The organism is Stenotrophomonas daejeonensis, from assembly GCF_001431505.1.
Taxonomy (GTDB): domain Bacteria; phylum Pseudomonadota; class Gammaproteobacteria; order Xanthomonadales; family Xanthomonadaceae; genus Stenotrophomonas; species Stenotrophomonas daejeonensis.
In genome coordinates, this window is the sequence record NZ_LDJP01000047.1 from 1 (window position 1) to 21,792 (window position 21,792).

Genomic DNA, 21,792 nt, shown 5'->3' on the forward strand with positions numbered 1-21,792 from the left:
TGGCGCGCAAGCCGTGCCTTCTCGCCCCGCAGGGAGAGGGGCTTTGGTACCTCGCAATCGGAGGCGTCTTCTTCGACGCCACACGACGCCCCTCCATTCCCCGTTCCCTGTTCCCCGTTCCCGGCCGCTCCATGCCTGACCGCGGCCGTTCCACCGCCGATGCCGACAGCGCGGGCGACGTAAACGTCAGCGTCGCCGACGTATTGGCCGCACAGGCACGCCTGCGCCGCTTCCTCCCACCGACGCCGCTGCACTACGCCGAGCGCTTCGGCACCTGGCTCAAGCTCGAAAACCTGCAACGTACCGGCTCCTACAAGGTGCGCGGCGCATTGAACGCGATGCTGGCGGCGCTGGAGCGCGGCGACGAGCGCCCGGTGATCTGCGCCTCGGCCGGCAACCACGCGCAGGGCGTGGCGTGGGCCGCGTACCGGCTGGGCGTGCAGGCCATCACGGTGATGCCGCATGGCGCGCCGGCCACCAAGATCGCCGGCGTGCAGCACTGGGGCGCCACCGTGCGCCAGCACGGCAACAGCTACGACGAGGCCTACGCTTTCGCCCGCGAACTGGCCGGGCAGAACGGCTACCGCTTCCTGTCCGCGTTCGACGACCCCGACGTGATCGCCGGGCAGGGCACGCTGGGCATCGAGATCGCCCCGCACGCGCCGGACGTGGTGATCGTGCCGATCGGCGGCGGCGGCCTGGCGTCCGGCGTGGCGTTGGCGCTGAAATCGCAGGGCGTTCGCATCATCGGCGCGCAGGTCGAGGGCGTGGATTCGATGGCGCGCGCGATCAAGGGCGACGTGCGCGAGATCGCGCCGGTGGCGACCCTGGCCGACGGCGTCAAGGTCAAGATCCCCGGCTTCATCACCCGCCGCCTGTGCGCCAGCCTGCTCGACGACGTGGTCATCGTGCGCGAGGCCGAGCTGCGCGAGACGCTGGTGCGGCTGGCGCTGGAGGAACACGTCATCGCCGAGGGCGCCGGCGCGCTGGCATTGGCCGCCGGCCGCCGCGTGGCCGGCAAGCGCAAGTGCGCGGTGGTGTCCGGCGGCAACATCGACGCCGCCGTGCTCGCCACCCTGCTCTCCGAAGTCCGCCCCAGCCCCCCACGCAAACCACGACGGCGCAACCCCGAACGACTCCGCAGCCGCGTCGCCGGCAGCGCGGCGCGCGCGCCCCGAACCGAACCTTCCAACATCATCGCTACCGCCGTCGAGGAGACCCTCTGGTGAATACTCCAACCATCAACACCCCGCGAATTACCATCTTCGACACCACCCTGCGCGACGGCGAGCAATCCCCCGGCTGCAGCATGACCCCGCCGCAGAAGCTGGTGATGGCACGCGCGCTGGCCGAGCTGGGCGTGGATGTCATCGAAACCGGCTTCCCGGCCAGCTCGCAGTCCGACCGCGAGGCGATGGCGCTGATCGGCCGCGAGCTGCGCGAGCCGGTGCTGGCGGTGCTGTCGCGCTGCCTGCCGGGCGACATCGAGACCTCGGTCAAGGCGCTGGAAGCGGCGGCAAAACCGCGCCTGCACGTGTTCCTGTCCACCAGCCCGCTGCACCGCGAGCACAAGCTGCGCATGAACAAGGAGCAGGTGCTGGAGTCGGTGCACAAGCATGTGAGCATGGCGCGCGGCTACATCGACGACGTCGAGTTCTCCGCCGAGGACGCCACCCGCACCGAGCTGGATTTCCTCACCGAAGTGGCGCAGGTCGCCATCGCCGCCGGCGCGCGCACCATCAACCTGCCGGACACCGTCGGCTTCACCACCCCGGAGGAGATCCGCGCGATGTTCCAGCACGTGATCGCCAACGCCGCCGGCGCCGACAAGGTGGTTTTCAGCACCCACTGCCACAACGACCTGGGCCTGGCGGTGGCCAACTCGCTGGCCGCCATCGAGGGCGGCGCGCGGCAGGTGGAAGGCTCGATAAATGGCATCGGCGAGCGCGCCGGCAACTGTGCGCTGGAGGAGATCGCGATGGTGCTGAAGGTGCGCAACGCCTTCTACAACTTCGATACCGGTTTCGACACCCGCCGCATCGTGCCGACCTCGCAGCTGCTGCAGCGGCTGGTGGGCATGCCGGTGCAGCGCAACAAGGCCATCGTCGGCGCCAATGCCTTCGCCCACGAGTCCGGCATCCACCAGCACGGCATGCTGCGCAACCGCAACACCTACGAAATCATGCACCCGCAGGACGTGGGCTGGGCCGACACGCAGATGGTGCTGGGCCGCCACAGCGGCCGCGCCGCGGTCGAGGCACGCCTGCGCGCGCTGGGCTACTGGCTGGAGGAGGAAGAGCTGAAGCTGGTGTTCGAGCAGTTCAAGAACGTGTGCGAACAGCAGCGGGTGGTCACCGACGCCGACCTGCAGGCGCTGATGCAGGGCACCTCCGGCAACGATGGCTACCGGCTGGCGTCGATGACCATCAGCGACGTCGGCAGCCGTGCCAACGCGCTGGTCGAGCTGTCCGACCCGGAAGGCAACCGCGTGGCCGAGACCGCGCAGGGCGACGGCCCGGTCGACGCGCTGTTCGCCGCGCTGTCGGCCGCCACCGGCATCCAGCTGACCCTGGACAGCTACCACGTGCACAGCGTCGGCATCGGCGCCGACGCGCGCGGCGAGGCCAACCTCAGCGTGCGCCACGAGGGCGAGATACTGGAAGGCACCGGCACCAGCCGCGACATCATCGAGGCCAGCGCGCTGGCCTGGCTGGACGTCACCAACCGCCTGCTGCGCCAGCGCGAAGGCGTGGACAACGAGGAAGCCGTCAGCGCCTGAGCGCGGCGGCCGGCACAGGCAACGGAACCGAACACGATGAGCCCCGCACCCAAGACCCTGTACGACAAACTGTGGGACGCCCACGTCGTCGTCCCCGAAAGCGACAGCGCGCCGGCCGTGCTGTACATCGACCTGCACCTGATCCACGAGGTCACCTCGCCGCAGGCCTTCACCGAACTGCGCGGACGCGGCCTGAAGCCGCGCCGCCCGGACCGCACCAAGGCGACGATGGACCACTCCACGCCGACCCTGCCGGCCGGCGCCGACGGCAAGCTGCCGTATGCGAGCAAGGCGTCGGAAGCGCAGGTCGAGATGCTGGCGAAGAACTGCGCCGAATACGGCATCGAGCTGTTCGACATGGCCTCGAGCAGCCGCGGCATCGTCCACGTCATCGCCCCGGAGCAGGGCTTCACCCAGCCGGGCATGACGATTGTTTGTGGCGACAGCCACACCTCCACCCACGGCGCGTTCGGTGCGCTGGCGTTCGGCATCGGCACCAGCGAGGTCGGCCACGTGCTGGCTACGCAATGCCTGCTGCAACGCAAGGCCAAGACCATGTCGATCACCGTCGATGGCGCATTGGCGCCGGGCGTCGGCGCCAAGGACGTGGTGCTGCACATCATCGGCGTGATCGGCGTCAACGGCGGCACCGGCCACGTCATCGAGTTCCGCGGCTCGGCGATCCGTGCGATGGACATGGAGCAGCGCATGACCCTGTGCAACATGTCGATCGAGGCCGGCGCCCGCGCCGGCATGGTCGCGCCAGACCAGATCACCTTCGACTGGGTGGCAAAGACCCCGCGCGGCCCCAAGGGCACCGACTTCGACAAGACCGTCGGTTACTGGAAGACCTTGAACAGTGACGAAGGCGCGCGCTTCGACGTGGAGGTGCGCATCGACGCCGCCGACATCCGCCCGACCCTGACCTGGGGCACGCACCCGGGCACCGCGATTGCGGTGGATGCGCCGATCCCCGCCGCCAACGACGCCGCCGCGCAGAAGGGGCTGGACTACATGAAGCTCGAGGCCGGCCACGCGTTGGCCGGCACGCCGGTCGACGTGGTGTTCGTCGGTTCCTGCACCAACGGCCGCCTCAGCGACATGCGCGACGTGGCGACGGTGCTGCGCGGCCGCCGCGTCGCCGCGGGCGTGCGCATGCTGGTGGTACCGGGCTCGGAGATCGTCAAGCGCGAGGCCGAGGCCGAGGGCATCCACGAGATCGTGCGCGCCGCCGGCGCCGAGTGGCGCGAACCGGGTTGCTCGATGTGCATCGCGATGAACGGCGACCTGGTCGCACCGGGACAGCTGGCGGTGAGCACCAGCAACCGCAATTTCGAGGGCCGCCAGGGTCCCGGCTCGCGCACCCTGCTGGCCTCGCCGCTGAGCGCCGCATGGGCCGCGGTGAACGGCCATGTCGCCGACGTGCGCGAACTGTTCAACAAGGAGGTGGCGTGATGGCCGGTTTCCGTACCCTGAGCTCGCGCAGCGTGGTGCTGCGCCAGACCAACATCGATACCGACCAGATCATCCCGGCGCGCTTCCTGTCCACCACCGAGCGCGCAGGGCTGGGCCGCAACGCCTTCAACGACTGGCGCTGGCAGGCCGATGGCTCGCCGAACCCGGAGTTCGCCTTCAACCAGCCGCACAACGCCGGCCGCAGCATCCTGCTGGCCGGACGCAACTTCGGCTGCGGCTCCTCGCGCGAGCATGCGCCGTGGGCGCTGACCGACCTGGGCCTGCGCGCCATCGTCAGCAGCGAGATCGCCGACATCTTCCGTGGCAACTCGCTGAAGAACGGGCTGCTGCCGATCGTGCTGGACGAGGCCGACGTGCAGGAACTGATGCAGAACCCGGACGACGAGCTGACCATCGACGTCGCCGCACGCGAACTGCGCACGCCTGCCGGCAAGGTGTATTCCTTCCCGCTGGATGGCTTCTCGCAGACCTGCCTGCTGGAAGGCGTGGACCAGCTCGGCTGGTTGCTGGGGCGCGTGCCGGAGATCGAGCGCTACGAGGCTTCACACGCGGCGTGACCTGCCTTTCCCTTCTCCCCTCGGGAGACAGCTTGGCAGGATTGCCAAGCTGCACGGCGAAGCCGCCCGAAGGGTGAGGCACAGGGATGTGCCGAATGCAGGTGCCCGAAGGGCGGATGAGGGGCAAACGTAGTCCATGATGGCTAGTCATCCGGACTCCATTGCCCCTCACCCCAACCCCTCTCCCGAAGGGAGAGGGGCTTCAAATAGCAAAAACAAAACCACTGGAAGACCCCATGCAAGCCAACATCGTCGTACTGCCGGGTGACGGCATCGGCCCGGAAATCACCGCCGTCGCCGTCGAGGTACTCAAGGCCGTTGCTACCCGCTTCGGCCACGACTTCAGCTTCAGCGAGCACGACATCGGCGGCATCGCCATCGACAACCACGGCGAGCCGCTGCCGGCCACCACGCTGGACGCCTGCGCCAAGGCCGACGCCGTGCTGCTCGGCGCGGTCGGTGGCCCCAAGTGGTCCGATCCCAACGCCAAGGTGCGCCCGGAACAGGGCCTGCTCGCGATCCGCAAGGCGCTGGGCCTGTTCGCCAACCTGCGCCCGGTGCGCCCCCACCCGGCCGCGCTGCATGCCTCGCCGATCAAGCCGGAACTGCTCAGGGACGTGGATTTCATCGTCGTGCGCGAACTGACCGGCGGCATCTACTTCGGCGACAAGACCCGCGACGCGCAAAGCGCCAGCGACCTGTGCCGCTACACCTCCGCGGAGATCGAGCGCGTGCTGCGCAGCGCCTTCAGGCTCGCGCAGCAGCGCCGCGGCAAGCTGACCTCGGTGGACAAGGCCAACGTACTGGAAACCTCGCGGCTGTGGCGCGACATCGCCGCGCGCATCGGCCGCGAGGAATTCCCCGACGTCGAACTGGAACACCAACTGGTCGACTCGATGGCGATGCACCTGATTGCCAAGCCACATGCCTACGACGTGATCGTCACCGAGAACATGTTCGGCGACATCCTCACCGACGAGGCCTCGATGCTGGCTGGCTCGCTGGGCCTGCTGCCGTCCGCCTCGTTGGGTGAGGAAGGCAAGGTCGGTATCTATGAGCCGATCCACGGCTCGGCCCCGGACATCGCCGGCAAGGGCATCGCCAATCCCTACGCCACCCTCCTCAGCGCGGCGATGCTGCTGCGCCACTCGCTGGGGCTGGAAGCCGAAGCTGCCACCATCGAGCAAGCCGTCGCCCGCGCCCTCGACGACGGCCTGTTCACCGCCGACCTCGCCGCGCAGGGGCAGGCACTTTCCACGCGACAAGCGGCACAGGCGGTTCTTGATCGCCTGCGATGACTTCCATGACGCGGCCAATGGCCGCGTTCTTGTTTCGATTGTCCCTTCCTTGTCCCACTTTCCCCTCCAGAGGTGACACCCTTGAACCACCGCAGCCCCGATGACTTCCTGGCCTATGTCGCCAGCCGCGATGCGCACCAGCCCGAGTTCCTGCAGGCGGTCAAGGAAGTCACCCACAGTCTCTGGCCGTTCCTGCAACGGCACCCGCATTACACCCGGCATGGCCTGCTCGAACGCCTCGTCGAACCGGAACGGGTCATCCAGTTCCGCGTGGCCTGGGCCGATGACAGCGGCCGCGCCCACGTCAACCGCGCCTGGCGCGTGCAGCACAGCTCGGCGATCGGCCCGTTCAAGGGCGGCATGCGCTTCCACCCCTCGGTGAACCTGTCGATCCTGAAGTTCCTGGCCTTCGAGCAGACCTTCAAGAACGCCCTGACCACGTTGCCGATGGGCGGTGGCAAGGGCGGCTCGGACTTCGACCCCAAGGGCAAGAGCGACGGCGAAGTGATGCGCTTCTGCCAGGCGCTGATGCTGGAGCTGTACCGCCACCTCGGCCCGGACACCGACGTGCCGGCCGGCGACATCGGCGTGGGCGCGCGCGAGGTCGGCTTCATGGCCGGCATGATGAAGAAGCTCAGCAACGACGCGGCCTGCGTGTTCACCGGCAAGGGCATCGCCTACGGCGGCAGCCTGATGCGCCCGGAAGCGACCGGTTACGGCACCGTCTATTTCGTCGAACAGATGCTGCACCACGCCCGCCGCGAAACCCACGGCGCGAAGGTGCTGATCTCCGGCTCCGGCAATGTCGCCCAGTTCGCCGCGCTCAAGGCCGCCGAACTCGGCGCGCAGGTGCTGACCTTCTCCGACTCCGGCGGCACCCTGTTCGCCCCCGACGGCTTCGACGAGCAGGCCATGCAGGAAGTGATGGCGCTGAAGAACGAGCGCCGCGGCCGCCTCGCCGAACTGGCCGACGACAAGCGCTTCGACTACCTCGAAGGCCGCCGCCCGTGGCACATCCCGGCCGACATCGCCCTGCCCTGCGCCACCCAGAACGAACTGGACGGCGAGGACGCCCGCACCCTGGTCCACAACGGCGTGCTGTGCGTGGCCGAGGGCGCCAACATGCCCTCCACGCTGGAAGCGGTGGACGTGTTCCTGCAGGCCGGCACCCTGTACGCCCCCGGCAAGGCCAGCAACGCCGGCGGCGTGGCCACCTCCGGGCTGGAAATGAGCCAGAACGCATTGCGCCTGTCCTGGCGCCACGCCGACGTCGACGAACGACTGCACGTGATCATGAAGGAGATCCACGCCAATTGCGTGCAGCACGGCGTGCGCGCCGATGGCAGCGTCAACTATGTCGATGGCGCGAATATCGCCGGATTCGTCAAGGTGGCCGACGCGATGCTGGCTCAGGGGCTGTACTGAGGATGTCCCGTCCCTTCTTCCGCGCGGAGGAAGGGACATCGCCGGTATCCACCCCAATCGGCCCGACACCTTGGCCTGACACCACCCTTCCAGGCGCATGAACGTCTGCGACGTGCCGGATGACTTGGGGGCAACCAGTTGAGCGCGGACATGCGGCGCTTGCCCGCAGGCGCCGCGCCACGCATGCCCCCTGCCGGATCCGTGCCCAGCGGATGACCTCGCCGCCACCCGATGCTGGTGCTGCGCCCCGGAAAAATGATCTTCATGTCATGTCGATTCCATGCCTCCTCGTTCGTCTGGTTGATGGAGCAGGCCAATTCGGATGTTGCGGCCTGCACTCCAACCCGACCCAACCGGAGGATATCCATGACAATCACCATTACCGCCTTCGAAAAATCCCCCGATGGCGGCAAGGGGCTGGCGCGGGACATGCGCGTTCGCTGGGCGTTGGAAGAGGTGAACCAGCCGTACCAGGTTCGCCCCGTTTCGTTCCAGGCGATGAAGAAACCCGCGCATCTCGGCATTCAGCCCTTTGGCCAGATTCCGACCTACGAAGAGGGTGATCTCGTATTGTTCGAGAGTGGCGCGATCGTCCTTCATATCGCCGGGTGCCACCCGGGTCTGTTGCCGACGGATGCCAATGCCCGGGCACGCGCCATTGCATGGATGTTTGCCGCGCTCGGCACGATAGAGCCTCCCATATTTGAACTTGCAACAGCCAAGTTCCTCGAGGTGGAAAAGCCCTGGAGCAAGGAGCGCCTGCCCTTGATCCAGGATCGCATCCGCAATCGACTGAAGCAGCTATCCGCTTGGTTGGGTGGTACCGATTGGCTTGATGGTCCGTTCAGTGCAGGCGATCTGATGATGGTCCACGTGCTGCAGAGATTGAAACCCTCCGGCCTTCTCGATGAATTCCGGAATCTGGCCGATTACGTCGCCCGCGGGGAGGCACGGCCCGCATACAAGCGGGCTTTCGCCGCCCAATTGGCCGCCAACAGCCCTGCCCGGAATGCCCGGGCCTGACGGCATGCCGCAGCCGATCGCCATCCCGTCGGCACCCGGCCCCAGGCGGCAAGCCGCACCACTCGCGCATCGAGGATCATCCGATGAAACATCCATCCCTGGCCCCCGATCAGATCACCTTGCTGGGTACCGCGGATGACGTAGCCCTTGCAACCAGCGAGGTCATCCGGAGATTTCATGACGCATTCGACCATCACGATCCCGGGGCCATGAAGGACCTGGTGTCAGACGATTGCGTGATCGAGAATACGAACCCCGCCCTGGACGGAGCCCGTCTCGTCGGAAAGGCGGCATGCCTGGCGAACTGGCAGGATCTTGCAAAGTCGACGGCTACACGGTTCATCCGTGAGGAGGTGCTTGTCGTCGGTGAGCGCGCCATCATCCGGTGGCGCCATTGCTGGGGCGAAGACGACGGCCAGTCCATCCGCGGCATCAACCTGATGCGGGTCCGCGATGGACTCATCGTCGAAGCAACGGGTTACGTGAAAGGATGGAAAAGACCACGATGCATATATCGCTATCCGAATGGCAAACACGCCTCCCCCTGCCGGCCACCGATCTCTGGCCGCAGGGTGTCTGGGACATCGAGGCGATGGCACACGGCAGCATGTCGGTCATCCTGTTCACCCCGCGCGGGAAGGATTACCAGACCACGCATGCACAGGACGAGATCTACATCGTCATGACGGGAAGCGGAATTCTCGTGATCGAGGAACAGCCGTATCCTTTCACCGCCGGTGACGTGCTGTTCGTTGCGGCCGGTGCCATGCATCGTTTCGCGGAATTCACGGATGACCTGGTCACCTGGGCGATCTTCTGGGGCCCCAAGGGTGGCGAGGTTGCATGAGCAGGGGCGCCACGCATACTGCCGAACCCGGACATCGGATGCAGCGGAGAAATCATGGGCAGTTCAAACATTCAGGACCTTGTTGACCGGTATCTGGTCGCTTACAACGCCTTCGACATCGATGGCATGGTTTCGCTTCTTTCCCCGGATGTGCGTTTCGAAAACCACTCCGGTGGCCAGCTCACGGCGGCGACGAACGGCATCGAGGAGTTCAGGCAACTCGCGGAGCAGTCCAGGTCCCTGTTCTCCGAACGCGAGCAGCGCATCACGAACCTGGAGCTCGGCCATGAATCGGCAGTGGCCGCCATCGCCTATCGCGGAAAACTGGCGAAGGACATTCCCGATGGCCCGCCCGCCGGCACCCTCCTCGATCTCCAGGGCATATCCGAATTCTCGTTCGGCAATGGACGGATCACGAAGATCGTCGATCGCAGCTGATTGCGTGCCCGATGACTCTTCCTGGCGCAGGAGGGAAGCAGGCCCGTGGCCTCGATACAGATTGAAGGTGGCTGCTTCTGCGGAGCCATCCGCTACCGGATCGGCAGCAAACCCGACGGGAGCATGATCTGCCATTGCCGGACATGCCGCAGGCTGTTTTCCGCGCCCGTGGTCGCATGGCTGTCCGTTGACTCGGGCAGCTTCGAATTCATCCACGGCACGCCCGCCACGTTTTCGACCAGCGCACCGGTGACGCGCTGGTTCTGCGCGGCGTGCGGGACCCATGTGGCCTATGTGCACGCGGACGAACCTACCTTCATCGAGGTAGCCACGTGCAGCCTGGACGATCCATCGGAATTTCCTCCGACGCATCATTCGTGGCTGGGCCATGACCTTGCATGGGTGGCGTTCGGGGATGGCCTTCCCGTATTCCCGGAGTCACGCCACGGAGCCTCTTCCTGACGATCCATTCGGGCTGACGTGGCTTCGACATCCATCCGATGTCGCCATCATTCGATGAAACCCGACCCTGAGACCACTGGACGCCATGCCCTATCAACGATCACCGCTATTCCACAAGCACTACGAGCATTACAACCTGCCCCCGTACGGCAACTTCGTGGAGCAGAATGCAGTCACGATCGCCCAGGTGGAGCAATACGACAGGCTCATCGCCGAGCGGAGCGGGGAAACGGTTCTGGATCACTACATCCGCGACAACAAGGAACTGCTAGTAAACGCCCTCGATTTCGTCTCCACCGGCCACCAGGGTTCATGGGTGTTCCCGCAGCAGCAGATCAAGACGGCGCTCCGCGGGGAGGGAACCGGCCTGATTCCCGACTACCTGCTTTGCGGCAAAAGTTCCGACGGCCTCGCCTGGTGGGTGGTCGAGTTCAAGGGGGCCGATGAGCAACTGTTCACCACGGGCAAGGATGGCCGCGTTTCATTCAGCGCCACCGCGAACAAAAGCATCCTGCAATTGCTTGAGCACATCGATTTCTGCAACGAGCATCAATCGGCACTGCGGGACCAGCTGAAGCTCACGGATTTCAGGGAGCCGCGTGGAATGCTCGTCATCGGCCACGAAAAGGAATTGGAGGGCGACGAACGGCTCCGCAAGCTGAAGGCCGCATGGAACCGCCTCGTCGGTGGGCGGCTTGAAATCCGCACGCACGATGCGCTTGTACGGGCAGCCAGGCACAAGGCCGAATTCCACCGCAATTTCGGCTGATGACGCGCGCCGCCCGGCATGCCGGGCGGCGCACCAAGGCTTCAGGCCATTGCGAGCCAAGGGTCCACGGAGACTGCCGGCAACCCGCGCTCACCCGCACGGACAACGCTGCATCAACCCGGCAGGCTGCCCAGCGTCACCCGATCACGCTGCTCCAGATCCCGCACGGTTTCCACGTCGGCGAACCCGGCCTGTTCCAGCAGCGCGCGGATCGCCTCGCCCTGGTCCCGGCCATGCTCCAGCAGCAGCCAGCCGCCGCGCACGAGGTGGGCCGGCGCGCCGGCGATGATTTCGCGGATGGCATCCAGCCCGTCCGCACCGGAAGCCAGCGCCGGCGGCGGCTCGAAGCGCAGGTCGCCCTGTTGCAGGTGCGGGTCGCCGGCGGCGATGTAGGGCGGGTTGCTGACGATCATGTCGAAACGGTCGTTGCCCAGCGCGGCGTACCAGTGGCCGCGGCGAAACCAGACGTTTTCCAGCGTGTGCGCCTGCGCGTTCTTCACCGCCACCGCCAGCGTGGGGCCAAGCAGGTCGGTGGCGATCACCGTGGCCAGCGGGCGTTCGCTGGCGATGGACAGGGCAACCGCACCGCTGCCGGTACCCATGTCGGCCACGCGGCGCAGCTTGTCCGCCGGCAGGCGAGCCAGCGCCTGCTCGACCAGCAGTTCGGTTTCGGGGCGCGGGATCAGGGTGGCGGGGTTGACCTGCAGGTCCAGCGTCCAGAAACCGCGGCGGCCGGTCAGGTAGGCCAGCGGCTGGCCTTCGGCGCGGTGCCGCAGCAACTGCTCGAAGCGTTGGCGGGCGTCGTCGGCCACCGCGTCGGTGGCATGCGCGAACAGCCAGGCGCGGTCCACGCCCAGTACGTGCAGCAGCAATTGCTCGGCATCGAAGCGGGCGTCCTCGCCCGGCAGCCGCGCGGCGCCCTCCCGCAACAGTTCGGCAACCTTCGACGTGGGCACGGCGCAACCTCGGTTCTTCGCGGGATGTTTCCGGAGCCGGGAGGATAGTCAGCCGGCCGGCTCCTGCCTACCGCGCGGGCCCAGGGAACGCCGGCGACGGCTTGGAAACCCGGCAAGACCCCCGATATCGAGGGAGACGATGGATCGAATGGCAGGCATCGATAGTCCTTATCTATTGATTCCATACATTCAATTCATTTGTTTCATTAGGCAACGCCTATTAGTCTTTGCCCTGTTCTCCACCCACCCCTTCAACCCAGAGGAAGCTCCATGTCCCTTATCAACACCCAGGTCCAGCCGTTCAAGGTCAACGCCTTCCACAACGGCAAGTTCATCGAAGTCACCGACGAGAGCCTGAAGGGCAAGTGGTCGGTGCTGATCTTCATGCCGGCGGCCTTCACCTTCAACTGCCCGACCGAGATCGAGGACGCGGCCGACAACTACGCCGAGTTCCAGAAGGCCGGCGCCGAGGTCTACATCGTCACCACCGACACCCACTTCTCGCACAAGGTGTGGCACGAGACCTCGCCGGCCGTGGGCAAGGCGAAGTTCCCGCTGATCGGCGACGCCACCCATGCGCTGACCAACGCCTTCGGCGTGCACATCCCGGAAGAGGGCCTGGCCCTGCGCGGCACCTTCGTGATCAACCCGGAAGGCGTGATCAAGACGCTGGAAATCCACTCCAATGAAATCGCCCGCGACGTCTCCGAGACCCTGCGCAAGCTGAAGGCCGCCCAGTTCACCGCCGCCCACCCGAACGAGGTGTGCCCGGCCAAGTGGAAGGAAGGCGACAAGACCCTGACCCCGTCGCTGGACCTGGTCGGCAAGATCTGAACCATCCCTCGCTCCCACCCCGCTTCGGCGGGCGTGGGGGTGAACCGCAACCTGTTGCCGCCCGCCAGCACCACGCCAGCCAGCCCCAGCCGGTTGCGGTTCACCCCTACTTTTGCCGGCGCGTTGCCTCGTGCAGCCCGCGCCCTCCCCCCGCTTTGCCTCGACGAAGGAGTTGCATCGTGCTCGACGACATCCTCAAGACCCAGTTGCAGCAGTACATGGGCCTGCTGCGCCAGCCGCTGCGGCTGATCGCCTCGCTCGACGACGGCGATGCCAGCCGGGAAATGCGCGGCCTGCTCGACGACATCGTCGCCGCCGCCAACGGCAAGGTGACGCTGGACACCACCGGCAGCGACGCGCGCAGGCCGTCGTTCGTCATCGCCCGCGAAGGCGAGAGCGAGGGCGTGCGCTTCGCCGGCCTGCCGCTGGGCCACGAGTTCGAATCGCTGGTGCTGGCGCTGCTGTGGACCGGCGGCCACCCGCCGAAGGTGTCGCAGGAGGTGATCGACGGCATCAAGGCCATCGACGGCACGTTCGCCTTCGAGGTCTACATGTCGCTGAGCTGCCACAACTGCCCCGACGTGGTGCAGGCGCTGGCGCTGATGGCGATCCTCAACCCGAACATCAGCACCACGGTGATCGAGGGCGGCGCGTTCCAGCAGGAAGTCGAGCAGCGCCAGGTGATGGCGGTGCCGATGGTGTTCCAGAGCGGGGAGATGTTCGATTCCGGGCGCATGTCGCTGGAGCAGATCGTGGCCCGCCTCGATACCAGCGCGACCAAGCGCGAGGCGGCGAAGATCGCCGCCAAGGAGGCGTTCGACGTGCTGGTGGTGGGCGGCGGCCCGGCCGGCGCGGCGGCGGCGATCTATGCCGCGCGCAAGGGCATCCGCACCGGCGTGGCCGCCGAGCGCTTCGGCGGGCAGGTGCTGGACACGATGGCGATCGAGAACTTCATCTCGGTGCAGCATACCGAGGGCCCGAAGCTGGCCGCGGCGCTGGAGCAGCACGTGCGCGAGTACGAGGTGGACATCATGAACCTGCAGCGCGCCCGCAAGCTGGTGCCGGCCGGCAGCGACGGGCTGGTGGAAGTGCAGCTGGAGAACGGCGCCTCGCTGAAGTCGAAGACGGTGATCCTGTCCACCGGCGCGCGCTGGCGGCAGATGAACGTGCCCGGCGAGGACATGTACCGCAACAAGGGCGTGGCCTACTGCCCGCACTGCGACGGCCCGCTGTTCAAGGGCAAGCGCGTGGCGGTGATCGGCGGCGGCAACTCCGGCGTCGAGGCGGCCATCGATCTGGCCGGCATCGTCAGCCACGTCACCGTGTTCGAGTTCGACGGCAAGCTGCGCGCCGACCAGGTGCTGCAGGCCAAGCTGCACAGCCTGCCGAACGTGACCGTGATCCTCAACGCGCAGACCACCGAGGTGCTCGGCGACGGCCAGAAGGTGACCGGGCTGGTCTATACCGACCGCGTCGGCGGCGACTCGCACCGGGTGGAGCTGGAAGGCATCTTCGTGCAGATCGGCCTGCTGCCGAACACCGAGTGGCTGCGCGGCACGGTGGAGCTGAGCAACCGCGGCGAGATCGTCATCGACGAGCGCGGCCAGACCAACGTGCCGGGCGTGTTCGCCGCCGGCGACTGCACCACGGTGCCGTACAAGCAGATCATCATCGCGATGGGGGCCGGCTCCACCGCCGCGCTCGGCGCCTTCGACCACCTGATCCGCACCTCGGCGCCGCAGCCGGTGGTGGCCGTGGCCGAAACTGCTTGATGCTTGATGCTTGATGCCCCTCTCCCGCCGGGGTGAGAGGGGCAGCTTGCGAACCACCGGTTCGCTGTCCCTCGAACGCCCTTGCGCCAGCGCAAGGGCCGGGGCGCGAAGCGGGGGTTGGGGTGAGGAGCGAACGGAGTCTCGATGGTTCAAACATCATGGACTCCGCTCGCCCCTCATCCGCCCTTCGGGCACCTGTATGCGGCACATCCCTGTGCCGCACCCTTCGGGCGGCTCCGCCGTACAGCTTGGCTATCCTGCCAAGCTGTCTCCCGGAGGGAGAAGGAAACATCGTTCCGAGGCCGTCGAAATGAACCTGCGTGACCTCAAATACCTGGTGGCACTGGCCGAGCACAGGCACTTCGGCCGGGCCGCGGCCGCCTGCTTCGTCAGCCAGCCCACGCTGTCCACCCAGATCAAGAAGCTGGAGGAAGAGCTGGGCGTGCCGCTGGTCGAACGCGCGCCGCGCAAGGTGATGCTGACCCCGGCCGGGCGCGAGGCGGCGATGCGCGCGCGCGGCATCGTCGCCGAGGTCGAGCAGATGAAGGAGGCGGCGCGCCGCAGCCGCGACCCCGAGGCCGGTACCGTGCGGCTGGGCATCTTCCCCACGCTCGGCCCCTACCTGCTGCCGCACGTGATACCCACCATCCGCGAGCGCTTCCCGCAGCTGGAACTGCTGCTGGTCGAGGAAAAGAGCGACGTGCTGCTGGCGCAGCTGCGCAACGGCCAGCTCGACGCCGCCCTGCTGGCGCTGCCGATCAACGACGAGCAGCTGCACGTCGAGTTCCTGTTCGAGGAACCGTTCGTGCTGGCCGCGCCCGAAGGCCACCCGTTGACGGCCCGCACCCACCTCACCCTGGCCGATCTCGGCGACCAGCGCCTGCTGCTGCTGCAGGATGGCCACTGCCTGCGCGACCAGGCGCTGGACGTGTGCCACATGGCCGGGGCCGCGGAGAAGTCCGAGTTCCAGGCCACCAGCCTGGAAACCCTGCGGCAGATGGTGGCGGCCAACGTCGGCGTCACCCTGCTGCCGATGCTGGCGGTGAAACCGCCGGTGGCGCGCTCGGAAAACATCCACCTGCTCGGCTTCGACGGCGCCGACGCGCCCAGCCGCCGCATCGCGATGGCCTGGCGCCGCAGCTCGGCGATGGGCGACTTCCTGCTGCGGTTGGCGCCGTTGTTCAGGGACCTGCCGCCAGACTTGCTGGCCGCATAACCGCTCCCGCGTTTCCCGCCGGAGCGCCCGCCCACCGCATTGCAACCGGGCCATGCCGCCCCCATGATCGGGATGGCTCGCATCCGTCTTTCGTTGCCCTCACAATAGGCCCCGGGCGGTGCCGGTTCGGCGCCGCTTTTTGCATGCCTTTCACACACTGCAGGAGTTTTCCCATGCCGACCAACAGCGGTCTGCCGCCGTCGATCATCGTCTCCAGTCGTGACCTGGCCCGCCTCGAGGCCATGCTCGATTCCCCGGCCCTGAGCCGGCACCCGGCCGCCGTGGCCCTCTCGCAGGAGCTGGAACGCGCACAGGTGCTGCCGCCGGAGGAGATCCCCACCGGCATCGTCACCATGCACTCGCGCGTGGAATGCGTCGACGAGCTGCACGATGAAAAGCATTCACTGACCCTGGTCTACCCGCAGGAAGCGGATTTCGACAAGGGCCACGTCTCGGTGCTGGCGCCGGTCGGCAGCGCGCTGCTCGGCCTGTCCGTGGGCCAGACCATCGACTGGACTGCCCCCGGCGGCCGCCAGTTGCGCCTGCGCGTGACCGCCGTGCACTACCAGCCCGAAGCCGCCGGTGAATTCAACCGCTGAGCGCGCCGCGCCAGCCCCAACAGGAACAACGCCATGCCCTCCTCCAAGCTTGCCCAGCTGCGTGAACTGTCCGTCGTCGTCGCCGACACCGGTGACTACGACGCCATCAAGCGCCTGCGTCCGGTCGATTGCACCACCAACCCGACGTTGGTGAAGAAAGCGCTCGACCTGCCGGTCTATGCCGACCTGACCGCGCGCGAGCTGGAATGGGGCCGCGCCCAGAGCGGTGACAGGCAGGAGGTCGCCAAGGCCGTGGTCGACCGCCTGACCGTGGGCGTGGGCACGATGCTGGCCGAACTGGTGCCCGGCCGCGTGTCCACCGAGGTCGATGCCGACCAGGCCCACGACACCGCCGCCACCATCGCCAAGGCGCGCCAGTTCATCGCCATGTACGAGGCGGCCGGCGTGCCGCGCGGCAAGGTGCTGATCAAGATCGCCGCCACCTGGGCCGGCGTGGAGGCCGCCCGCGTGCTGCAGGCCGAGGGCATCGACTGCAACCTGACCCTGATCTTCAACCCGACCCAGGCCCTGGCCTGCTCGGAAGCCGGCGCGTTCCTGATCTCGCCGTTCGTCGGCCGCATCCTCGACTGGCATGTCGCCAATGGCCAGACGCCGGCCAACATCGACGAAGACCCCGGCGTGAAGTTCGTGCGCGGCGTGTATGCCGAGTTCAAGCGTCGTGGCTCGCCGACGGTGGTGATGGGCGCCTCGTTCCGCTCCACCGCGCAGATCGAGGCACTGGCCGGCTGCGACCGCCTGACCATCTCGCCGGACCTGCTGGAAAAGCTCGACGCCGACTTCGGCGAACTGCCGCGCAAGCTGGTGGCCGGCGCCGCCGAGGCGGTGGATGCGACGCCGATCGACGAAGCCCGCTTCGACGCCGACATGGCCGCCGACCCGATGGCGACCGAGAAGCTGGCCACCGGCATCGACGCCTTCGCCAAGGACCTGCAGACCCTGCGCACGCGCATCGCCGAGGCGTTGGCCTGAGTAGTGCCGGCCGCTGGCCGGCACTACCCGTCGGCTTCGATGGGCAGGTCGGGGCTACGCCCCCGACATTCATTGCGCGAAACGTCGGGGATGTAATCCCGACCTACGCTCTATAAACACCGGAGGCGTAGCCCCACGGGGCAGCAAACCGTCGGGGGTGCAACCCCGACCTACGGCTGCTGCCCCAGCCCCACCGGGCAGCTCACCCCGGTGCCGCCGATGCCGCAATAGCCGTTCGGGTTTTTCGCCAGATACTGCTGGTGGTAGTCCTCGGCGTAATGGAACGGCGGCGCCGGGAACACGATCTCGGTGGTGATCCCGCCGTAACCGGCAGCGCTCAACTGTTGCTGGTAGGCCTCGCCGCTGGCGATGGCCGCGTCGTACTGCGCCTGCGAATGGCAGTAGAGCGCCGAGCGGTACTGGGTGCCGGTGTCGTTGCCCTGGCGCATGCCCTGGGTGGGGTCGTGGTTCTCCCAGAACGTGCGCAGCACCGTCTCCAGCGATACCCGCGCCGGGTCGAACACCACCCGCACCACTTCGGCATGGCCGGTCAGCCCGGAGCAGGCTTCCTCGTAGGTCGGGTTGGGGGTGAGGCCGCCCTGGTAGCCGACCGCGGTGCTGACCACGCCCGGCAACTGCCAGAACTTGCGCTCGGCGCCCCAGAAACAGCCCATGCCCACGTCCAGCACCTCCAGCCCGGCGAAATCGCCGCGCAGCGGCTGGCCATTGACGTGGTGCACGTTGTGCAACGGCAGCGGCGTGTCCCGCCCCGGCAGCGCTTCCTCCGGCCGCGGCAGGCGCTGCTTGAACGCGCCGATTCCCAACATGCTCCTCTCCTCGGTTCAGGCCGGCAGCAAGCCCGGCGTTTCGTCGTCATCGAGGATGGGGGCGCCGGCGCCCTCGCCCAAGGCCAGCGCGGCCACGATCGCGTCGGCTTCGGCCTTGGCGCTGTCGGGCACGCAGACCCGCAGCAGGCCGAACAACGGCAGCTCGCCGCCGGCACCCAGCAGCGATTCGCCGAGCACGAAGGCCGGGATGCCGGCGTTTTCCAGCGCATGCTTGACCAGGTGCGCGTCGAACAGGTTTTCCGCCTGGTAGACCAGTTGCATGGGGTTCTCCGGTGGGGTCAGAGCGGCCGGCACAGGGCGTCGGTGGCGGCGACGTGCTCGCTTTCCTGCGCCGCCGCCTGCCGCCATTCGCGCATGGCCGGCAGCGCGAACAGCGCCTGCAGGTAGGCGGCGGCGGTGTCGTCCACGGCCACGCCGTAGCCGTCGAAGCGGACCGCCACCGGCGCGAACATCGCATCGACGATGCCGAACCGGCCGAACAGGAAGTCGCCGCCGGTGCCGTGGTCGCGGCGCAACTGGCGCCACAGCGCCTGTACCCGGTCGATGTCGTGCTGCGCGGCGGCGTCCCAGCGGTAGCCGTCGGGGCGGCGGCGGCTGTTCATCGGCAGCTGCGTGCGCAGCGCGGTGAAGCCCGAATGCATTTCCGCCGCGGCCGCGCGGGCCAGCGCCCGCTGCCGCAGGTCGGCCGGCCAGCCGCGCCCGTCCAGCCAGCGCTCGTTGGCGTATTCGCAGATCGCCAGCGAATCCCAGACCGCCACCTCGCCGTCATGCAGCGCCGGTACCTTGCCGGTGGGTGAATGGCGCAGCACCTCGGCGGCGAAGCCGGGGGTGTCCAGCAGCAGCCGGATCTCCTCGAAATCCACGCCGAAATGCCGCAGCAGCAGCCACGGCCGCAACGACCAGGACGAGTAATTCTTGTTGCCGATCACCAATACCGGACGATTCACGGGCGCAGCCTGCGGATGGGGGGGGGTTCCCAGCATAGCGCCGCACCGGCGGCCGGCTCGGCTAAACTTCGGGGTTGTCATTCCCTGTACCCCGCCCCCATGTCCGAGAACACGCCTGCTGCCGTCGAAAAGCGGGACTTCATCCGCCAGATCGTCCGCGACGACCTGGCCAGCGGCAAGCATGCCGCGATCAAGACCCGCTTCCCGCCCGAACCGAACGGCTACCTGCACATCGGCCATGCCAAGTCGATCTGCCTGAACTTCGGCATCGCCGGCGAGTTCGGCGGCGTCTGCAACCTGCGCTTCGACGACACCAACCCGGCCCGCGAGGACCCGGAATACGTGGCCGCGATCCAGGACGACGTGCGCTGGCTGGGCTTTGCGTGGAACGAGCTGCGCCACGCCTCGGACTACTTCGAGGCCTATTACCTCGGCGCCGAGAAGCTGATCCGCGAGGGCAAGGCCTACGTCTGCGACCTGTCGGCCGAGGACGTGCGCGCCTACCGCGGCACCCTGACCGAGCCGGGCCGCCCCTCGCCGTGGCGCGAGCGCAGCGTCGAGGAGAACCTGGACCTGTTCCGGCGCATGCGCGCCGGCGAGTTCCCCGACGGCGCCCGCACCCTGCGCGCGAAGATCGACATGGCCAGCGGCAACATCAACCTGCGTGACCCGGCGATCTACCGGATCAAGCACGTCGAGCACCAGAACACCGGCAACGCCTGGCCGATCTACCCGATGTACGACTACGCTCACGCGCTGGGCGATTCGCTGGAAGGCATCACCCACTCGCTGTGCACGCTGGAGTTCGAGGACCACCGCCCGCTGTACGACTGGTGCGTGGACAACGTCGACTTCGCCCGCGACGACACGCTGACCCAGCCGCTGGTGGACAGGGGCCTGCCGCGCGAAGCGGCCAAGCCGCGCCAGATCGAGTTCTCGCGGCTGAACATCAACTACACGGTGATGAGCAAGCGCAAGCTGATGGCGCTGGTCACCGAGAAGCTAGTGGATGGCTGGGACGACCCGCGGATGCCGACCCTGCAGGGCCTGCGCCGGCGCGGCTACACCCCGGCGGCGATGCGCTTGTTCGCCGAGCGCGTGGGCATCTCCAAGCAGAACTCGCTGATCGACTTCAGCGTGCTGGAAGGCGCGCTGCGCGAGGACCTGGACAGCGCCGCGCCGCGGCGGATGGCGGTGGTCGCGCCATTGAAGTTCGTGCTGGCCAACCTGCCGGAAGGGCACGAGGAAACGCTGACCTTCAGCAACCACCCGAAGGACGAATCCTTCGGCGAACGGCAGGTGCCGTTCTCGCGCGAACTGTGGATCGAGCGCGAGGACTTCGCCGAAGTGCCGCCCAAGGGCTGGAAGCGGCTGGTACCGGGCGGCGAAGTGCGCCTGCGCGGGGCCGGCATCGCCCGCGTCGACGAAGTGGTGAAGAACGCCGCCGGCGAGATCGTCGAACTGCGCGGCTGGCTGGACCCGGAATCGCGCCCCGGCATGGAAGGCGCCAACCGCAAGGTCAAGGGCACCATCCACTGGGTCAGCGCGAAACATGCGATGGAGGCGGAAATCCGCCTGTACGACCGCCTGTTCTCGGTGGAAAACCCGGACGACGAATCCGAAGGCAAGACCTACCGCGACTACCTGAACCCGGAATCGCGCACCGTCGTGGCCGGCTACGTCGAGCCGGCCGCGGCCAGCGCCGCGCCGGAGCAGTCGTTCCAGTTCGAGCGCACCGGCTACTTCGTCGCCGACCGCCGCGACCACACGGCCGAAAAGCCGGTGTTCAACCGCAGCGTGACCCTGCGCGACACCTGGGCCAGCTGACCCGTAGGTCGAGGTCACGCCCCCGACGCACGCTTTCCCGGGACGTCGGGGGCGTACACCCGACCTACCGCCAATGCTCCACAGGAACGCACCCTGGTGCATCCCCGTCCCCCCTGACCCACGGAACGCCATGCTCTACGCCCAAGTCCACCTCACCCTGCCGGCCTGGATCCACGAAGTGGTCGATACCCGGCGCGCGTACCCGGGCGACGAGGCCAAGGTCGCGCTGGCGATCGAGCTGTCGCGGCTGAACGTCGAGGCGGAAACCGGCGGCCCGTTCGGCGCGGTGGTGTTCGGCCCCGACGACCGCATCATCGCCGCGGCGGTCAACCGCGTGGTGCCACACTGCACCTCGCTGGCGCACGCCGAGAACATGGCCTACATGCTGGCCCAGCAGCGGCTGCAGAGCCCGCGCCTGAACGACGCGCTGTCGCCGGTGACCCTGGCCACCTCCTCGCAACCGTGCTGCCAGTGCTTCGGCGCGACGATCTGGGCCGGCATCGACCGCCTGCTGATCGGCGCCAGCGCCGCCGACGTGGAAGAACTGACCGCGTTCGACGAAGGCCCGCTGCCGGCGGACTGGATAGGCGAGCTGAACCGGCGCGGCATCGACGTGGTGCAGGGCCTGCACCGCGACGCCGCCCGCGCGGTGCTGCACCGCTACGGCCAGAGCGACGGCGCGCGGTATTGAATTTCAAAGCCCCTCTCCCATCGGGGTGAGAGGGGCAG

Annotated in this window: 22 protein-coding genes and 1 pseudogene; 19 read left to right on the forward strand and 4 right to left on the reverse strand. The window is 67.6% G+C overall.

Annotation, left to right across the window (positions count from 1 at the left end; translation table 11 throughout):
- Window positions 1-131 precede the first annotated feature (131 nt).
- From ABB34_RS08255 to ABB34_RS08300, 12 genes and pseudogenes are all read left to right on the forward strand, one after another.
- Entirely contained in the window at window positions 132-1,229 is a 1,098-nt protein-coding gene (locus tag ABB34_RS08255; RefSeq protein WP_057640838.1) for a threonine dehydratase, read from the forward strand.
- Window positions 1,226-2,779 carry a 2-isopropylmalate synthase gene (locus tag ABB34_RS08260; protein WP_057640839.1) on the forward strand — a complete coding sequence of 518 codons (1,554 nt, stop codon included), beginning with the start codon at window positions 1,226-1,228 and terminating at the stop codon, window positions 2,777-2,779. The genes ABB34_RS08255 and ABB34_RS08260 overlap by 4 nt, the downstream gene beginning before the upstream one ends.
- A gap of 36 nt (window positions 2,780-2,815) precedes the next feature.
- Window positions 2,816-4,234: a 3-isopropylmalate dehydratase large subunit gene (leuC, locus tag ABB34_RS08265; protein ID WP_057640840.1), complete on the forward strand. Its 1,419-nt coding sequence runs from the start codon at window positions 2,816-2,818 to the stop codon at window positions 4,232-4,234.
- Window positions 4,234-4,812, forward strand: a complete 579-nt coding sequence (leuD, locus tag ABB34_RS08270; RefSeq protein ID WP_057640841.1) for a 3-isopropylmalate dehydratase small subunit — start codon at window positions 4,234-4,236, stop codon at window positions 4,810-4,812. The genes leuC and leuD overlap by 1 nt, the downstream gene beginning before the upstream one ends.
- Before the next feature lie 236 nt (window positions 4,813-5,048).
- Window positions 5,049-6,110 (forward strand): 3-isopropylmalate dehydrogenase, encoded by a 1,062-nt coding sequence (leuB, locus tag ABB34_RS08275; RefSeq protein WP_057640842.1) that lies wholly within the window; start codon window positions 5,049-5,051, stop codon window positions 6,108-6,110.
- Between the two features lie 72 nt (window positions 6,111-6,182).
- Window positions 6,183-7,535 (forward strand): NADP-specific glutamate dehydrogenase, encoded by a 1,353-nt coding sequence (gdhA, locus tag ABB34_RS08280; protein ID WP_338062550.1) that lies wholly within the window; start codon window positions 6,183-6,185, stop codon window positions 7,533-7,535.
- Between the two features lie 366 nt (window positions 7,536-7,901).
- A complete protein-coding gene (locus ABB34_RS08285; RefSeq protein ID WP_057640857.1) occupies window positions 7,902-8,558 on the forward strand; it encodes a glutathione S-transferase family protein in 657 nt (218 codons plus the stop codon).
- Between the two features lie 83 nt (window positions 8,559-8,641).
- Window positions 8,642-9,016, forward strand: a pseudogene (locus ABB34_RS15845) (nuclear transport factor 2 family protein); the annotation flags it as partial.
- A gap of 32 nt (window positions 9,017-9,048) precedes the next feature.
- A complete protein-coding gene (locus ABB34_RS15695) occupies window positions 9,049-9,405 on the forward strand; it encodes a cupin domain-containing protein (RefSeq protein WP_245625425.1) in 357 nt (118 codons plus the stop codon).
- A 54-nt stretch (window positions 9,406-9,459) separates the two neighbouring features.
- Window positions 9,460-9,843, forward strand: a complete 384-nt coding sequence (locus tag ABB34_RS08295) for a nuclear transport factor 2 family protein (RefSeq protein ID WP_057640844.1) — start codon at window positions 9,460-9,462, stop codon at window positions 9,841-9,843.
- A 45-nt stretch (window positions 9,844-9,888) separates the two neighbouring features.
- A complete protein-coding gene (locus ABB34_RS14890; RefSeq protein ID WP_152979555.1) occupies window positions 9,889-10,305 on the forward strand; it encodes a GFA family protein in 417 nt (138 codons plus the stop codon).
- Window positions 10,306-10,390: 85 nt separating this feature from the next.
- Window positions 10,391-11,074, forward strand: a complete 684-nt coding sequence (locus ABB34_RS08300; protein WP_057640845.1) for a Shedu anti-phage system protein SduA domain-containing protein — start codon at window positions 10,391-10,393, stop codon at window positions 11,072-11,074.
- Window positions 11,075-11,187: 113 nt separating this feature from the next.
- On the opposite strand, the gene prmC is transcribed toward ABB34_RS08300, so the two are convergent.
- Window positions 11,188-12,030 (reverse strand): peptide chain release factor N(5)-glutamine methyltransferase, encoded by an 843-nt coding sequence (gene prmC, locus ABB34_RS08305; RefSeq protein WP_057640846.1) that lies wholly within the window; start codon window positions 12,028-12,030, stop codon window positions 11,188-11,190.
- 270 nt (window positions 12,031-12,300) lie between these two features.
- Between prmC and ahpC the strand changes: the two genes are divergently transcribed.
- The 5 genes from ahpC to ABB34_RS08330 all read left to right on the forward strand — a co-directional run bounded on the left by ahpC (window position 12,301) and on the right by ABB34_RS08330 (window position 17,441).
- Window positions 12,301-12,864 (forward strand): alkyl hydroperoxide reductase subunit C, encoded by a 564-nt coding sequence (ahpC, locus tag ABB34_RS08310; protein ID WP_057640847.1) that lies wholly within the window; start codon window positions 12,301-12,303, stop codon window positions 12,862-12,864.
- 179 nt (window positions 12,865-13,043) lie between these two features.
- Window positions 13,044-14,636: an alkyl hydroperoxide reductase subunit F gene (ahpF, locus tag ABB34_RS08315; RefSeq protein WP_057640848.1), complete on the forward strand. Its 1,593-nt coding sequence runs from the start codon at window positions 13,044-13,046 to the stop codon at window positions 14,634-14,636.
- Window positions 14,637-14,946: 310 nt separating this feature from the next.
- Window positions 14,947-15,852: a LysR substrate-binding domain-containing protein gene (locus tag ABB34_RS08320; RefSeq protein WP_057640849.1), complete on the forward strand. Its 906-nt coding sequence runs from the start codon at window positions 14,947-14,949 to the stop codon at window positions 15,850-15,852.
- A 173-nt stretch (window positions 15,853-16,025) separates the two neighbouring features.
- Window positions 16,026-16,451 carry a nucleoside diphosphate kinase regulator gene (gene rnk, locus ABB34_RS08325; RefSeq protein WP_057640850.1) on the forward strand — a complete coding sequence of 142 codons (426 nt, stop codon included), beginning with the start codon at window positions 16,026-16,028 and terminating at the stop codon, window positions 16,449-16,451.
- A 33-nt stretch (window positions 16,452-16,484) separates the two neighbouring features.
- A complete protein-coding gene (locus tag ABB34_RS08330; RefSeq protein ID WP_057640851.1) occupies window positions 16,485-17,441 on the forward strand; it encodes a transaldolase in 957 nt (318 codons plus the stop codon).
- 170 nt (window positions 17,442-17,611) lie between these two features.
- Here ABB34_RS08330 and msrA read toward each other — a convergent pair whose 3' ends face one another.
- From msrA to ABB34_RS08345, 3 genes are read right to left on the reverse strand one after another with little or no spacing between them, the layout of a single operon-like run.
- Window positions 17,612-18,268: a peptide-methionine (S)-S-oxide reductase MsrA gene (msrA, locus tag ABB34_RS08335; protein WP_057640852.1), complete on the reverse strand. Its 657-nt coding sequence runs from the start codon at window positions 18,266-18,268 to the stop codon at window positions 17,612-17,614.
- A 15-nt stretch (window positions 18,269-18,283) separates the two neighbouring features.
- Window positions 18,284-18,550 carry a putative signal transducing protein gene (locus ABB34_RS08340; protein ID WP_057640853.1) on the reverse strand — a complete coding sequence of 89 codons (267 nt, stop codon included), beginning with the start codon at window positions 18,548-18,550 and terminating at the stop codon, window positions 18,284-18,286.
- Window positions 18,551-18,567: 17 nt separating this feature from the next.
- Entirely contained in the window at window positions 18,568-19,236 is a 669-nt protein-coding gene (locus ABB34_RS08345) for a glutathione S-transferase family protein (protein ID WP_152979557.1), read from the reverse strand.
- A 99-nt stretch (window positions 19,237-19,335) separates the two neighbouring features.
- On the opposite strand from ABB34_RS08345, the gene ABB34_RS08350 reads away from it, so the two are divergent.
- Together ABB34_RS08350 and ABB34_RS08355 are read left to right on the forward strand one after the other, a co-directional pair.
- Complete coding sequence (locus ABB34_RS08350; RefSeq protein ID WP_057640855.1) at window positions 19,336-21,063, forward strand: glutamine--tRNA ligase/YqeY domain fusion protein; 1,728 nt, start codon at window positions 19,336-19,338, stop codon at window positions 21,061-21,063.
- 130 nt (window positions 21,064-21,193) lie between these two features.
- Complete coding sequence (locus ABB34_RS08355; RefSeq protein ID WP_057640856.1) at window positions 21,194-21,754, forward strand: nucleoside deaminase; 561 nt, start codon at window positions 21,194-21,196, stop codon at window positions 21,752-21,754.
- Window positions 21,755-21,792 lie beyond the last annotated feature (38 nt).

Bases quoted from the DNA above. Each gene is read 5' to 3' on its own strand.
- leuB (WP_057640842.1), top strand. From the start codon at position 5,049: ATGCAAGCCAACATCGTCGTACTGCCGGGTGACGGCATCGGCCCGGAA.
- ABB34_RS08285 (WP_057640857.1), top strand. From the start codon at position 7,902: ATGACAATCACCATTACCGCCTTCGAAAAATCCCCCGATGGCGGCAAG.
- ABB34_RS08340 (WP_057640853.1), bottom strand. From the start codon at position 18,550: ATGCAACTGGTCTACCAGGCGGAAAACCTGTTCGACGCGCACCTGGTC.
- ABB34_RS08295 (WP_057640844.1), top strand. From the start codon at position 9,460: ATGGGCAGTTCAAACATTCAGGACCTTGTTGACCGGTATCTGGTCGCT.
- leuD (WP_057640841.1), top strand. From the start codon at position 4,234: ATGGCCGGTTTCCGTACCCTGAGCTCGCGCAGCGTGGTGCTGCGCCAG.
- ABB34_RS08355 (WP_057640856.1), top strand. From the start codon at position 21,194: ATGCTCTACGCCCAAGTCCACCTCACCCTGCCGGCCTGGATCCACGAA.
- ABB34_RS08350 (WP_057640855.1), top strand. From the start codon at position 19,336: ATGTCCGAGAACACGCCTGCTGCCGTCGAAAAGCGGGACTTCATCCGC.
- ABB34_RS08300 (WP_057640845.1), top strand. From the start codon at position 10,391: ATGCCCTATCAACGATCACCGCTATTCCACAAGCACTACGAGCATTAC.
- ahpC (WP_057640847.1), top strand. From the start codon at position 12,301: ATGTCCCTTATCAACACCCAGGTCCAGCCGTTCAAGGTCAACGCCTTC.
- rnk (WP_057640850.1), top strand. From the start codon at position 16,026: ATGCCGACCAACAGCGGTCTGCCGCCGTCGATCATCGTCTCCAGTCGT.
- msrA (WP_057640852.1), bottom strand. From the start codon at position 18,268: ATGTTGGGAATCGGCGCGTTCAAGCAGCGCCTGCCGCGGCCGGAGGAA.
- ABB34_RS08330 (WP_057640851.1), top strand. From the start codon at position 16,485: ATGCCCTCCTCCAAGCTTGCCCAGCTGCGTGAACTGTCCGTCGTCGTC.
- ABB34_RS08320 (WP_057640849.1), top strand. From the start codon at position 14,947: ATGAACCTGCGTGACCTCAAATACCTGGTGGCACTGGCCGAGCACAGG.
- leuC (WP_057640840.1), top strand. From the start codon at position 2,816: ATGAGCCCCGCACCCAAGACCCTGTACGACAAACTGTGGGACGCCCAC.
- ABB34_RS08255 (WP_057640838.1), top strand. From the start codon at position 132: ATGCCTGACCGCGGCCGTTCCACCGCCGATGCCGACAGCGCGGGCGAC.
- ABB34_RS15695 (WP_245625425.1), top strand. From the start codon at position 9,049: ATGGAAAAGACCACGATGCATATATCGCTATCCGAATGGCAAACACGC.